This is a genomic window from Burkholderia sp. 22PA0106 (genome assembly GCF_047497155.1).
Taxonomy (GTDB): Bacteria; Pseudomonadota; Gammaproteobacteria; order Burkholderiales; family Burkholderiaceae; genus Burkholderia.
Window position 1 is genome coordinate 330,440 of the sequence record NZ_CP163162.1, and the last position, 12,767, is coordinate 343,206.

Annotated in this window: 12 protein-coding genes; 6 read left to right on the forward strand and 6 right to left on the reverse strand. The window is 69.0% G+C overall.

Translation table 11 applies throughout. From position 1 onward, the window contains the following. Positions 1 to 86: 86 nt before the first annotated feature. The 6 genes from AB4850_RS01430 to AB4850_RS01455 form a co-directional block, all read right to left on the reverse strand. Positions 87 to 1,532: a DHA2 family efflux MFS transporter permease subunit gene (locus AB4850_RS01430; protein ID WP_414440847.1), complete on the reverse strand. Its 1,446-nt coding sequence runs from the start codon at positions 1,530 to 1,532 to the stop codon at positions 87 to 89. Next, positions 1,525 to 2,088 carry an isochorismatase family protein gene (locus AB4850_RS01435; RefSeq protein ID WP_414440848.1) on the reverse strand — a complete coding sequence of 188 codons (564 nt, stop codon included), beginning with the start codon at positions 2,086 to 2,088 and terminating at the stop codon, positions 1,525 to 1,527. Before AB4850_RS01435 ends, AB4850_RS01430 begins: the two co-directional genes overlap by 8 nt. A 119-nt stretch (positions 2,089 to 2,207) precedes the next feature. Continuing rightward, a complete protein-coding gene (locus AB4850_RS01440) occupies positions 2,208 to 2,651 on the reverse strand; it encodes a MarR family winged helix-turn-helix transcriptional regulator (RefSeq protein ID WP_414440849.1) in 444 nt (147 codons plus the stop codon). A 136-nt stretch (positions 2,652 to 2,787) separates the two neighbouring features. Next, the gene (locus AB4850_RS01445; protein ID WP_414440850.1) at positions 2,788 to 3,504 is read right to left on the reverse strand and encodes a glutathione S-transferase; all 717 of its coding nucleotides are present in this window, start codon (positions 3,502 to 3,504) and stop codon (positions 2,788 to 2,790) included. Between the two features lie 78 nt (positions 3,505 to 3,582). Then, the gene (locus AB4850_RS01450) at positions 3,583 to 5,055 is read right to left on the reverse strand and encodes an NAD-dependent succinate-semialdehyde dehydrogenase (RefSeq protein ID WP_414440851.1); all 1,473 of its coding nucleotides are present in this window, start codon (positions 5,053 to 5,055) and stop codon (positions 3,583 to 3,585) included. Positions 5,056 to 5,233: 178 nt separating this feature from the next. Continuing rightward, positions 5,234 to 6,205, reverse strand: coding sequence for a LysR family transcriptional regulator (locus tag AB4850_RS01455; protein ID WP_414440852.1), 972 nt, complete (start codon positions 6,203 to 6,205; stop codon positions 5,234 to 5,236). Positions 6,206 to 6,304: 99 nt separating this feature from the next. Between AB4850_RS01455 and AB4850_RS01460 the strand changes: the two genes are divergently transcribed. The 6 genes from AB4850_RS01460 to AB4850_RS01485 all read left to right on the forward strand — a co-directional run bounded on the left by AB4850_RS01460 (position 6,305) and on the right by AB4850_RS01485 (position 12,747). Next, positions 6,305 to 7,381 (forward strand): ABC transporter ATP-binding protein, encoded by a 1,077-nt coding sequence (locus tag AB4850_RS01460; RefSeq protein WP_414440853.1) that lies wholly within the window; start codon positions 6,305 to 6,307, stop codon positions 7,379 to 7,381. A 127-nt stretch (positions 7,382 to 7,508) separates the two neighbouring features. Continuing rightward, positions 7,509 to 8,219 carry an HAD-IA family hydrolase gene (locus tag AB4850_RS01465; RefSeq protein ID WP_414440854.1) on the forward strand — a complete coding sequence of 237 codons (711 nt, stop codon included), beginning with the start codon at positions 7,509 to 7,511 and terminating at the stop codon, positions 8,217 to 8,219. 2 nt (positions 8,220 to 8,221) lie between these two features. Beyond that, positions 8,222 to 9,562 carry an NAD(P)/FAD-dependent oxidoreductase gene (locus tag AB4850_RS01470; protein ID WP_414440855.1) on the forward strand — a complete coding sequence of 447 codons (1,341 nt, stop codon included), beginning with the start codon at positions 8,222 to 8,224 and terminating at the stop codon, positions 9,560 to 9,562. A gap of 38 nt (positions 9,563 to 9,600) precedes the next feature. Beyond that, complete coding sequence (locus AB4850_RS01475) at positions 9,601 to 10,470, forward strand: ABC transporter permease (RefSeq protein ID WP_414442047.1); 870 nt, start codon at positions 9,601 to 9,603, stop codon at positions 10,468 to 10,470. Continuing rightward, entirely contained in the window at positions 10,467 to 11,276 is an 810-nt protein-coding gene (locus AB4850_RS01480; protein ID WP_414440856.1) for an ABC transporter permease, read from the forward strand. The genes AB4850_RS01475 and AB4850_RS01480 overlap by 4 nt, the downstream gene beginning before the upstream one ends. A gap of 43 nt (positions 11,277 to 11,319) precedes the next feature. Continuing rightward, the gene (locus AB4850_RS01485) at positions 11,320 to 12,747 is read left to right on the forward strand and encodes an aldehyde dehydrogenase family protein (RefSeq protein ID WP_414440857.1); all 1,428 of its coding nucleotides are present in this window, start codon (positions 11,320 to 11,322) and stop codon (positions 12,745 to 12,747) included. Positions 12,748 to 12,767 lie beyond the last annotated feature (20 nt).

Here is a 12,767-nt window from a genome sequence, read left to right on the forward strand (position 1 = left end):
CGGGTTTCCGGAATGGCGAGTACGCCGCCACGATACACGAGGCGGCGTGAAGCCTGCGCTGCCGCCATGGCTTCGCGCGGGCCGGTTCAGGCGCGCGCGTCGGCCCGCTTCGCCACCCGTACCGGAAAACGCAGCGCCATCGCGAACAGCAACGCATACAGCGCGGCCAGCATCGCGAAGCCCCACGCGTAGGCGGTCGCATGCGTGCTCGCGCCGTCGCCCGCTGCCGGGATCGCGAGCCGCCAGGCCAGCAAGGTGGAGCACAGCGTGGTCAGCGCCGGGCCGCCCAGCCGCTGCACGATGTTGAGCGCGGTGGTGGCCATCGGCAGCGCCTCGCGCGGCACCGACGCATAGGCGGCCGTGATGGTCGGCACGCCGATCGCGCCCTGGCCCATGCCGCGCAGGAGCTGCGAGGCCAGCATGACCGCGAGGCCGAAGCCGTGCAGCGGCATCCACACCATCGGCAGCGTAGAAAACAGCGCGAGCAGCGCGCCGCCGGCCGAAACGTATCGGATGCCGAAACGTTCGGTCAGCATCCCCATCGACGGAAACGCGATCATCAGGCCGATGCCGGTAGGCGCGAGCAGCCAGCCCATTTCGCCGGGCGAGCGGCCCACGCCGTCGATCAGGTAGAGCGGCACCAGCATCTGCGAGACGAACAGCGCGCCGTTCGCGATGAATTGCGTCAACGCGGCCAGGCCGAACACCGGGCGGCGGAACACAGCGAGATCGATCAGGGCGTGCGCGCCGAGGCGGCGCGCATGGCGCAGGAACAACGCGATCAGCAACGCGCCCGCCGCGAGCGAGGCGGCGCCCTCGGGGCGCGCGACGCGTTCGCAACCGAACAGCACCAGCACCAGCGCGGGCGACAGCAACGCGAAGCCCATCCAGTCGAGCCGGCGTTGTTCGCCGGTGGGGGTGTCCGCAGGCAGGAAGCGCACCGCGAGCACCAGGCCCAGCGCGCCGATCGGCAGGTTCATCAGGAACAGCCAGCGCCACGACGCGTAATCGAGCAGCGCGCCGGCCAGCACTGGGCCGAGCACCGGCGCGATCAGCACCGGCACGGCGGCATAGCCCACCACGCGTGCCATCTGCGCGCCGGCCACGCGCGCGATGGTCAGCTGCGCCATCGGCGCGAGCAGGCCGCCGGTCACGCCCTGCAATACGCGGAACGCGATCAGCGAACCGGCCGACCACGCCAGCCCGCACAGCGCGGAGGTCACGGTGAACGCGGTGAAGCAGACCAGATAGACGCGCTTCGCGCCGAGCCGATCCACCAGCCAGCCGTTCATCGGCAAGGCCAGCGTGAGCGCGAGCAGGTAGGCGCTGGTGACCCACTGGATCGTCGCGAGGCGGGTATGCATCGCGTGGGCGAGGCCCGACAGCGAGACGTTGACGATGGTGGCGTCGAGTTGCGCGAGCAGCGAGCCGAGCGTCGCCACCGCGCACACCTTCCAGATGGCCGGATCGAGGCGCGCGGACGCGGCCGGGGCAGTATCCCGTGCTGCAGTGCCGGATCGGCGATCAGGCACCGTGCTTGTCGAGCAGCGCGATGACGTCCTGCGTCGTGCCGGATTCGCCGAGGCGCGGGAAGATCGTGCTGAAGCTGTGCGCGTGCGCCTCGACCTTCAGGTCGGTCATCGCATCGCTGACGAGCGTGACGTTGTAGCCGAGCGCATGGGCGACGCGCGCCGTGGATTCGACGCCGATGCTGGTGGCGATGCCGCACAGCACGATCTGCGTGACGCCGGCGGCCTTCAGCTTGGCGTCGAGATCGGTGTTGGTGAACGCGCACCACGAACGCTTGGTAACCAGCAGGTCGCTCGGCTGCTGCTTCAGTTCGGGGATCAGGTCGGCCCAATCGGGCGGCAGCGCGCCGCCGCCGTGCGATTGTTCGTTGCGGCCCGGCGGGATGCCGGCCACGTTGACGAGCACCACGGGCAGTTGCTTCGCGCGGAACGCGTCGAGCAGCTTGACCGATTGCGCGACGATGTCGGCGGCCGGATGCGCGATGGGCAGGGCGACGATGCCCTTCTGCAGGTCGATGACGACGAGGGCGGTTTTCGGATCGAGGACGGTGACGGTCATGGAAAGACTCCTACGGCGCGGGGCCGGTGACGGGTTGGACCAGGAACGGCGCGGCGCCGCCGGAATGCGGCGCCGTGAAAGATTGCGAGGCGGTTCGAAGGACTGCGAACGGCCGGCGGTCAACGCTCGGCCAGTTGCTTGATCAGCGGCAGGGCGGCGGCCAGCACGCGGCGCTCCTCGTCGCTCAGTTCGCGCACCGCTTCGAGCAGCCAGGCGTGCTTGGCGGTGCGGCGCTGCAGGCGTTCGGCCGCGCCCGCGGGCGTCAGCGCGATCAGCCATTGGCGGCCATCGGTGGGATGCGGCTGCCGCTCGATCAGCCCGGCCGTTTCCAGGCCGACCACCAGCGTGCCCATCGATTGCGGCTTCATCGATTCGGCGCGCGCGAGATCGGCGGTGGTCAGCGGGCCGCTCTGTTCGAGGCGCGCCAGCACGCTCAGTTGCGACAGCGTGTATTCGCTCGGCCCCAGCTCGGAGCGCACGCGGCGCACCAGTTGGCCGATGGCGAGGGTCAGGTCGGAGACGGCGGATTCGAGCGCGCGGTCGGAAGCTTTGGCGGGCGACATGGACGGTATCGTATTAAAAGAAAGTTGAACTTGCAAGGTTAACTTCCAAATTATACGAAGGCTTTCGACAGGCGTCCATTTCGCTTTCCAACGCCTGTCGAAACTGTTTCGCAGGGCTGAAGATCGCGCCGCGCGGCTAACGATCCAGTTCGGGGTAGTGGCGGAAGATGCCTTGCGTGTTGAACGGGATGCGCCGCTCCGAAGCCAGATAGCGTGCGATCGGCGGATGCGCGGCGACGCGCTCGCGAATCTCGCTCAGGCCCGGATGGTTCGGTTCCTCGCGGCCCATCGCCTTCGGGAACGCATAGCGCAGGCCCTCGATCAGCTGGAACACGGAAAGATCCACATAGCTCAACTGGCTGCCGACCATGAAGCCGCCGCGATGCGGGTTCTGCGCGAGCACGCGGCTGAAGTAGCCGAGGAACTTCGGCAGCCGGTTCGCGATGAAATCCTCGCTGCGCCACGCGGCCTCGGCCAGTTGATCCTCGTAATAGAGGCCCGAGCCGATCGGGTGATGCGTGTCGTGGATCTCGGTGACGAAATCGGCCACCGTCAGTTGCAATTGGTGTGCCCACAGGCGGCCGGCTTCGTCCTTCGGCGCGAGGTGCAGCTTCGGGCCGAGGAACAGCAGGATGTTGGCGACCTGGCCGACGATGTGCTCACCGGCCTTCAGGAACGGCGGCGCGAACGGCACGGCCTCGAGCGTCGTGCTGTCGAGCAGCTTGCTCATGGCCGCCATGCCGCCCTTCTGGCGTGCCACGTCGGTGTAGTCGGCCTCGGCGGCTTCGAGGGCCAGCCTCACGTATTCGCCGCGCCCCTGGATGGTGGGCCAGTAATACAGCTCGTAATGCATGGTGTGCGCCTCCGTCGAACGGGATCAGCCGACAGTGTAGGACGGCTGACGATCCGGCGTCGGCGCGCCTTTCTATTTTCAGGCCAGGCCGCCCTGGCAGACGTACTTGATCGACAGGTAATCGTCGAGGCCGTATTTCGAGCCTTCGCGGCCGTAGCCCGATTCCTTGACGCCGCCGAACGGCGCGGCCTCGCTGGAGAGCGCGCCCTCGTTGACGCCGACGATGCCCGCTTCGAGCTGATGCGTGACGCGCTCGATGCGGCGCAGGTCCTGGCTGTAGAAATAGGCGGCCAGGCCGAACGGCGTGTCGTTGGCGGCGCGCACGGCGTCGGCTTCGTCCTCGAAGCGGAACAGCGGCACCACCGGGCCGAAGGTTTCCTCGCAGCTCAGTTGCATCTCGGCGGTGGCGTCGGCCAGCACGGTGGGCGCGTAATAGTTCGGGCCGAGTTCCGCGAGGCGCTTGCCGCCGGCCAGCACGCGCGCGCCGCGCGTCACGGCGTCGTCCACGTGGCGCGCGATCTTGTCGATCGCTCGGTCGTTGATCATCGGGCCGATCTGCGAATCGGCCTGGGTGGCGGGGCCGACCTTGAGCGCGTTCACGCGTTCGGCGAGCCGCTCGGCGAAGCGCGCGTACACACCGGCCTGCACGTAGACGCGGTTCGGGCACACGCAGGTCTGGCCGCCGTTGCGGAATTTCGAGGCCAGCAGGCCGGCCACGGCCGCGTCGAGATCGGCGTCGTCGAACACGATGAACGGCGCGTTGCCGCCCAGCTCCAGCGACAGCTTCTTCAGCGTGGCGGCCGATTCCTTCGCCAGATATTTGCCGACCGGCGTCGAGCCGGTGAAGGTGATCTTGCGCACGCGCGCATCGCCCAGCCAGTCGCCCACGGCCGCCACCGCGCGCTCGCGCGAGGTGCTGATCAGGTTCAGCACGCCGGCCGGCACGCCGGCTTCGTGCGCGAGCAGCACCAGCGCCAGGGCCGTGAGCGGAGTGTCCTCGGCGGGCTTGGCGACCACCGTGCAGCCGGCCGCCAGCGCCGGCGCGATCTTGCGCGCGATCATCGCCAGCGGGAAGTTCCACGGCGTGATGGCGGCCACCACGCCCACCGGCTCCTTGCGCGCGCTCATGCGCTTGCCGCGCTGCTGCTGCGGGATCAGGTCGCCGTAGATGCGGGTGGCCTCGTCGGCGAACCACGCCACGTACGATGCGCCGTACATCACTTCGCCGCGCCCCTCGGCCAGCGGCTTGCCCTGTTCGAGCGAGATCAACTGACCGAGCGGGTCGGCGTGCTCCACGATCAGCGCGTGCCAGCGGCGCAGCACGGCGGCGCGCTCGGCGGGCAGCGCGTCGCGCCAGGCCGGGAACGCACGCGCGGCGGCGTCGGTGGCGGCGCGCGCGTCGGCCTCGCTGCTGTCCGCCACCGCGGCGATGGTCTTGCCGGTGGCCGGATCGGTCACGGCGAAGCAGCGGCCGTCCGAGGCGGCGGTCCACTGGCCGTCGATGAAGTTGTCGGTGCGAATCAGGTCCTGCAGGCTGAAGCGGGCGGTCATGGGGTGGCGTCTCGTCGGAAGGGCGTAGGCGCTGCGCGCCGCCATCGGGCGGCACGCAGCGGTTCGCACCATGCTACCGCCGCTGCCGCAGTGCATGTTTCGCCAAATAAATTGCTAAATAGTACGAATCGGTTGTTTTGAGGGGGGCGCACGGCATTTCATGCTGTGCGATGCACGCTCAGGCCGTCGCGCGCGGCCCGGCCGCGATGGCGGCGGCCAGCCCGAGTTCGGGGTAGGCGAGATCGACGGCGGCGAGATCGGCGTGCATCTCGGCGAGCAGCCAGTCGCGTACCTCGGCCACGATCGGCCGAAGCGGGCGCCCCGGCGCCCACGACAGGCAGCACAGGCGGTCGGTCACCTGCAATTCCGACACGGCTGGCACTAGTTGCTTCTGCGCGAGCCAGTGCGCAAGCACGTTGACCCAGCCGAGCGCGATGCCCTGGCCCAGCAGCGCGGCCTGCACGACGATCGCGTAATCGTTGAAGCTCAGGACGTGGGCGGCGGTGCGCTCGCCGCTGGCGAACGCCCGGTAGCGCGTGTGCCAGCCGCGTTCCTCGGCATCCATGACGATGACGGTATCGCCATGCTCGTGCCAGGCCTCGCCGCGCGCGAGTTCCGCGTAGCGCGGGTTGCACACCGGCAGCAGTACCTCGGGCATCACGGCCACGCTGTGCTCGACCGGCTCGCCGCCGTGCAGGAAGCGCATGCCGAGATCGACGTCGCCGAGCGGGCCGCCGATGCGCCCCGAAATCAGTTGAAAACGCAGATCGACCGACGGAAACGCCGCGTTGAGCCGGCCCATGCGCGACATCAGCCAGTGCGTGGTGAACGCGGTGGACACCGACAAGGTGACCGGTTCCACCCCGGTGGCGCGGGCCTCGATCTCGCTGATGGCATCTTCGATGCCGTTCAATCCTTCGGAGATCTTGCGATAGAGAATGCGGCCGTTCTCGGTCAGCTCGATGCCGCCGTGCACGCGCTCGAACAGGCGTACGCCGATGTGATCCTCCATGCGCGACAGCATGCGGCTGACGGCCGGCTGGCTGACGTAAAGCTCCTCGGCCGCGCGCGTGAAATTTCCGCAGCGCGCGGCGGCTTCGAAGACGAACAGCGCGTTCGCGCTCGGGAGTTTGCGACGAAGGTTCGGCATGACCTGATGTTATGCCCGATCCAACAATTTGGGAATTGCCGCCAAAAATATGGACGCCTATATTTTGTTCAACACGGTCTGACAAAGCGGGAGCGATGGATGGACGCGAGAGTAAAGGCAGGCGTATCGATTCGATCGGCGGTCAAGCGTTATGGCCAGGTGGCCGCGCTCGACGACGTATCGCTGGACGTGGCGCAGGGCGAATTCGTTTCGCTGCTGGGGCCGTCCGGCTCGGGCAAGACGACGCTGCTCGGCATCCTCGGCGGCTTTGTGCAGCCGACCAGCGGCAGCGTGTGGGTGGGCGAGCGCGACATTACATTTGCGCCGCCGCACAAGCGCGACATCGGCATCGTGTTCCAGAACTACGCGCTGTTTCCGCACATGACGGTGGGCGAGAACGTGGCGTTCGCGCTGCGCGCCCGCCGCGAGCCGAAATCGGGCTGGGCGCGCCGCGTGGCCGATGCGCTCGCGATGGTCGAACTGTCCGGCTACGAGGGCCGCCGCATCAGCGAGCTGTCGGGCGGCCAGCGGCAGCGCGTGGCGCTGGCCCGCGCGATGGTGTTCGAGCCGCAACTGATCCTGATGGACGAGCCGCTTTCCGCGCTCGACAAGCAACTGCGCGAAACCATGCAGATCGAGCTGCGCCGCCTGCATCGGCGGCTCGGCGCGACCATCGTGTATGTCACGCACGACCAGCGCGAGGCGCTGACGATGAGCGATCGTGTGGCAGTCCTGCGTAACGGCAAGCTGGTGCAGATCGATACCCCCGAGCGGCTCTACGACCGCCCGTGCAATGCGTTCGTGGCCAGCTTCATCGGCGAGGCGACGCTGCTGCCGGTGCAGCGCGAGGGCGAGCACGCGGTGCGGCTCGGCGATGCCGTGCTGCACACCAGCGCGCCGCTGCCGCGCGGCGACAAGCTGCTGCTCGCGGTGCAGACCGAAAAGCTCGTGATCGACGATGGCAACGCGCCGGCCGGGGCCAACCGCCTCAGCGCGCGCGTGACCGAGGTGCTCTATCAGGGCGAAAGCCTGCGCGTGTTCGCGACGCTGCCCGACGGCACCGCGCTGAGCCTGCGCCAGCCCGGCAACCACGACGCGCGGCAACGCATCCCGCCGCCCGGCTCGTCCGTTTCCGTCGTGCTCGACCCGCGCGACACGATCGTCGTGCCCGCCTGACGGGCACCCCCGCTTCCGGCGTCATGCCTCGCAACGCGCTTCGCTCCGGCGAGGCCGCGGGGGAGAGGTGCGCCCTGTTTGCAGTGCCGTTTTCGAAACCCGTGTCATGTCATCAAGGATCCAAGCCATGAAGCTCACCGATTTCAAGGTTCTGACGTTCGATGTAGTCGGGACGCTGATCAACTTCGAACAGGGCGTGCTCGCCTCGGTGCGCCGCCTCGGCGGCCCCGCCGCGAAGGACCTGACCGACGATCAGATCTTCGAGCCGTACCTGCGCGGCCGCGCCGCGTTCCCGGGCCGCTCCAGCCACGCGATGTCCAGCGTCTACCTGTCGTTGGCCAAGGAGCTGGGCCTGCCCGACGATCCGCAATCGGCCGCCGCGTTCCAGCGCGACGTGCTCGAATGGCCCGCGTTCGAGGATTCGGTGGCCGCGCTCAAGCGCCTGCGCAAGCACTTCCGGCTGGTCGCGATGACCAATGCCGACCGCGTCGCGCTGTCGGCCTACGCGCACACGCTCGGCGATCCGTTCGACGATACGGTGTGCTGCGACGAAACCGGCGTTGCCAAGCCGGACCCGCAGTTCTTCGCCTACAACCGCGGGCGCCAGGCCGCGTTCGGCTACAAGTTCCGCGAGATCCTGCACACGGCGCAGAGCCAGTATCACGATATCGGCATCGCCACCCAGCTCGGCTATGCGACCTGCTGGATCGAGCGCCGCCAGGGCGAGAAGGGCTTCGGCGGCACGCCGGTGCCGAACGAAGTGACCACGCCGACGTTCTGCTTCGCGACGCTCGCCGCGCTCGCCGATGCGGTGGACGCCGAACTGGCCGCGGCCTGATCATGCTCGCGCCGTCCGCCACGACCGCTCCGCAGCCCGCTTTGCAGCCTGACTCGCTGTGGCGTCATCTCGCCGGCCGCTCGGGCGTGCTCGACGCCGATGCCGGCGCGGGCCCGCTCGACCGCGATCTGCAGGTGGAGGTGGCGGTGATCGGGGCCGGCTACTCGGGCCTCGGCGCCGCGCATGCGTTGCAGCGGCGCGGCGTGTCCTGCGCGGTGCTCGACGCGAACCCGGTGGGTTGGGGCGCGAGCGGGCGCAACGGCGGCGTGGTGTCGTCGAAGTTCCGCCTGTCGTTCCCGACCATCGCGAGCCGTCACGGGCTGGATGTCGCGAAGCGCATGCACCGGCTCGCGCATGAAGGCGTGCGCGCGGTGGAGGCGCTGGTCGACGAATTCGGCATCGAAGGCGCGCGGCTCGCGCACACCGGCAGCTTGCGCTGCGCGCACACCGAGCGCGCGCTGGCCGCTTGTCTGGCCGAGGCCGAATGGGTACGCACGACGCTCGGCGACACCTCGATGACCGCACTCTCGCGTGCTCAGGTCACCGAAGAAACCGGCTCGACCGGCTTCGTCGGCGGCGTGTTGAGCGCCGACGCGGGCACCATCCTGCCGCTCGAATACGTGCTCGGCCTCGCGCGCGGCCTGGCGGCGCGCGGCGTGCCGATCCACACCGGCACGCCGGTGCTCGCGATCGAACGCAGGCCGGACGGCGTCACGCTGCGCACGCCGGCGGCCACGGTGCGCGCGAAGCAGTTGATCGTGGCCACCAACGCGTACTCGGGCTTGAGCGCGGCGACGGCCGACTATCAACGCGAACTCGTGCCGTTTCGCAGCGCGATGATCGCCACCGAGCGCCTGCCGGCCGAACTCGATGCGGCGCTGATGACGCGCGACCGCAGCTATACCGAAACGCGCCGGATGATGAAGTGGTTCCGCCGCGCCGACGGCCGCATGATCTTCGGCGGCCGCGACGCGTTCGGCAAGGAAGGCCAGGACACCGGCTTCGAGGCGCTGCGCCGCGCGATGGTGGCGCTGTTCCCGCAACTGGCAGGCGTGCGGGTGGAATACCGCTGGTCGGGCTACGTCGGCATGACGTTCAACGCGTTGCCGCACGTCGGCCGCAGCGACGACGCCACCGTGTTCTGCCTCGGCTACAACGGCGCGGGCGTGGCGATGGCGAGCCTGATCGGCCAGCACGCGGCCGCGCTGGCGCTCGGCGAGCGGCCCGATCTCGCGCTGCTCGCGCAGGACGGCCTGCGGCCGGTGCCGTTTCATGCGCTGCGCGCGCCGGGCGTCAGGCTCGTCGCCGCGTGGTACCAGATACTCGATTCGCTGGGGGTATGATGGCGACTGCCAGAACTCTGATTTCGGATACCGAATTGATGCGACCGAACGAGGCCGGCGCCGCGCGCCATCATCAACGGCGCGAGGATCGCGCGATGCTGCTGTTGCTCGCGCCCGCGCTGGTCGTGGTCGTGCTGCTGCTGGTCGCGCCGCTCGCGTGGCTGTCGTGGCAGTCGATCCGCCAGGACGGCGGCTTCACGCTCGAATACTACCGCCGCATCTTCAGCGGCCCCTACCTCGACACCTTCGCGCTGACGTTCCGCATGAGCGCGATCGTCACCGCCGTCACGCTGCTGCTGGCCTACCCGGTGGCGTACCTGGCCGCCTCGGTGCGGCCGCGCTGCACGGCGCTGATCCTCGGCATGGTGGTGCTGCCGTTCTGGACCAGCGTGCTGGTGCGCACCTATGCATGGCTCGTGCTGCTGCAGCGCACCGGCGTGGTCAACAAGGTGCTGATGGCCACCGGCCTGATCGATCGCCCGCTGCAACTGGCCTACAACGAGCTGGGCACGATCGTGGCGATGGTGCACATCCTGCTGCCGTTCATGGTGCTGCCGCTGTATTCGGCCATGCAGAAGATTCCCCGCAACCTTTCTCAAGCCGCCGCCAGCCTCGGCGCCACGCCGCTGCACAACTTCGTGCGGGTGTTCCTGCCGCTGTCGATGGGCGGCGTGGTGGCCGGCGTCACGCTGGTGTTCGTGCTCTGCCTCGGCTTCTACATCACGCCCGAACTGATGGGCGGCGGCCGCTCGATCATGGTGTCGATGGTGGTGAGCCGCAACGTGGAGATCTACAACAGTTGGGGTGCGGCCAGCTCGGTGAGCGTGGTGCTGCTGCTGTGCGTGTTCGCGATCTTCTATGCGGCCAGCCGCGTGATCCCGCTCGACAAGACCCTGGGGGCGAAATGAAACCGAATCCGCTCGCCCGCGCGCTGCTGATTGCCGCGGTGATCCTGATCCTCGCATTCCTGATGATCCCGGTGCTGATCGTGGTGCCGATGTCGTTCTCCGACACGCGCTTCATGACGTTCCCGCCGCCGTCGCTGTCGCTGCGCTGGTATCACGCGTTCTTCGGGAATCCCGAATGGCTCGCGGCGGCGCGCACCACGCTGGCCGCCTCGTTCGGCGCGGTGCTGATCGCCACGCCGGTGGGCGTGGCCGCGGCCTACGCGATCGAACACGGCCGGCATCCGTTGATTCGCCGGCTGCGCACGGTGCTGATGCTGCCGCTGATGGTGCCGATCATCATCGTGGCGGTGGGCGTGTTCTTCGTCTACTCGCAGTTCGGCTATGTCAACACGCTCGGCGGCCTGATCCTGGCCGACGCCATGCTGGGCCTGCCCTATGTGCTGATTTCGGTGGGCGCGGACCTGCGCTCGTTCGATCACGCGCAGGAAATGGCCGCGCGCAGCCTCGGCATGAACCGCCTGCGCAGTTTCCTGACCGTCACGCTGCCGCAGATCCGTTCCAGCGTGATCTCGGGCGCGGTGTTCGTGTTCATCCAGGCGCTCGACGAAACGGTGGTGGCGCTGTTCGTATCGGGCGGCCCGAACCAGACGCTGACGCGCCGCATGTTCGTGACGCTGCGCGACGAGATCGATCCGACCATCGCCGCGATCAGCACCATGCTGACCGCGATCACGCTCGCGCTGGTGCTGATGATGGTGATCAGCCGGCGCGGCGGCAATCAGGCGGCGAGCGCGGCAACGGCCTGAACGCGGCACGCTCGCCTTTTCACGGACTCCTACGGATTTGCGCATGACCGATGCCCTGAACTTTTACATCGACGGCGCGTGGGTCGCGCCGTTCGGCGACGCGCGCCTGCCCGTCGTCGACCCGTGCACCGAACAGCCCTACGCCGAAGTGGCGCTCGGCGATGCGCGCGACGTCGAGCGCGCCGTGGCCGCCGCGAAGCGCGCGTTCGGCACGTTCTCGCAAACCGAGCCGGCCGAGCGCGTCGCGTTGCTGCGGCGCGTGCTGGACGTTTACTTGCGGCGCTACGACGAGATCGCGGCCACGCTGTCGCGCGAGCTGGGCGCGCCGCCCGCGCTGGCATCCGACTGGCAGGCCGGGCTCGGCCGGCGTCATCTGGAAGAACTGTTGCGCACCAGCGAGACGTTCGTCTGGCAGCGCCGCAAGGGCTCGACGCTGATCTGCCACGAGCCGCTCGGCGTGGTTGCGCTGATCACGCCGTGGAACTGGCCGATCAACCAGATCGTCTGCAAGGTCGCGCCGGCGCTGCTGGCCGGCTGCACGATGGTGCTCAAGCCGAGCGAGGTGTCGCCGCTCGACGCCGCGCTGTTCGCCGAGGTGCTGCACGAAGCGGGCGTGCCGCCCGGCGTGTTCAATCTCGTGCACGGCGACGGGCCGGGCGTGGGCGCGGCGCTGTGCGCGCATCCGGACATCGACATGGTGTCGTTTACCGGCTCGACGCGCGCCGGCGTGCAGGTCGCCACGCTGGCCGCGCCGGGCGTGAAGCGCGTGCATCAGGAGCTGGGCGGCAAATCGGCGAACCTGCTGCTCGACGACGCCGATTTCGAAACGGCCGTGAAGAACGGCGTGGACAGTTGCTTCAGCAACAGCGGCCAGTCGTGCAACGCGCCGACGCGGATGCTGGTGCCGGCCGAGCGTCACGACGAGGCCGTCGAGATCGCACGGCGCGCGGCGCTCGCGCATCGGGTCGGCGCGCCCGGCACGGCCGGCGTGACGATGGGGCCGGTGGTCAATGCCGTGCAGTTCGGGCGCGTGCAGCGGCTGATCGAGGCCGGCGTGGCCGAGGGCGCGCAACTCGTGGCGGGCGGCCCCGGCCGCCCCGACGGGCTGACGCAGGGCTATTACGTGAAGCCTACCGTGTTCGCGAACGTGCGGCCCGACATGTCGATCGCCAACGAGGAGATCTTCGGGCCGGTGCTCGCGATCCTGCCGTATCGCGACGAGGAGGAAGCGATTTCGATCGCCAACGACAGCCCGTACGGCCTGGCCGCCTACGTGCAATCGGGCGACCTGGCGCGCGCGCGGCGCGTGGGATTCCGGCTGCGCGCGGGCGGCGTGTATCTGAACTATCCGGCCTGGGATGCGGGCGCGCCGTTCGGCGGCTACAAGCAATCGGGCAACGGCCGCGAATACGCCGAGTGGGGGCTGGAGGCGTTTCTCGAAGTGAAGGGCGTGGTCGGCTACGGCGACTGACGCCGCGCCGATCGATCGAA

What these genes read in the sequence shown, in the direction of transcription:
- AB4850_RS01475 (WP_414442047.1), top strand. Translation starts at nt 9,601, where the DNA reads ATGCGACCGAACGAGGCCGGCGCCGCGCGCCATCATCAACGGCGCGAG.
- AB4850_RS01455 (WP_414440852.1), bottom strand. Translation starts at nt 6,205, where the DNA reads ATGCCGAACCTTCGTCGCAAACTCCCGAGCGCGAACGCGCTGTTCGTC.
- AB4850_RS01485 (WP_414440857.1), top strand. Translation starts at nt 11,320, where the DNA reads ATGACCGATGCCCTGAACTTTTACATCGACGGCGCGTGGGTCGCGCCG.
- AB4850_RS01435 (WP_414440848.1), bottom strand. Translation starts at nt 2,088, where the DNA reads ATGACCGTCACCGTCCTCGATCCGAAAACCGCCCTCGTCGTCATCGAC.
- AB4850_RS01470 (WP_414440855.1), top strand. Translation starts at nt 8,222, where the DNA reads ATGCTCGCGCCGTCCGCCACGACCGCTCCGCAGCCCGCTTTGCAGCCT.
- AB4850_RS01445 (WP_414440850.1), bottom strand. Translation starts at nt 3,504, where the DNA reads ATGCATTACGAGCTGTATTACTGGCCCACCATCCAGGGGCGCGGCGAA.
- AB4850_RS01450 (WP_414440851.1), bottom strand. Translation starts at nt 5,055, where the DNA reads ATGACCGCCCGCTTCAGCCTGCAGGACCTGATTCGCACCGACAACTTC.
- AB4850_RS01480 (WP_414440856.1), top strand. Translation starts at nt 10,467, where the DNA reads ATGAAACCGAATCCGCTCGCCCGCGCGCTGCTGATTGCCGCGGTGATC.
- AB4850_RS01460 (WP_414440853.1), top strand. Translation starts at nt 6,305, where the DNA reads ATGGACGCGAGAGTAAAGGCAGGCGTATCGATTCGATCGGCGGTCAAG.
- AB4850_RS01440 (WP_414440849.1), bottom strand. Translation starts at nt 2,651, where the DNA reads ATGTCGCCCGCCAAAGCTTCCGACCGCGCGCTCGAATCCGCCGTCTCC.
- AB4850_RS01465 (WP_414440854.1), top strand. Translation starts at nt 7,509, where the DNA reads ATGAAGCTCACCGATTTCAAGGTTCTGACGTTCGATGTAGTCGGGACG.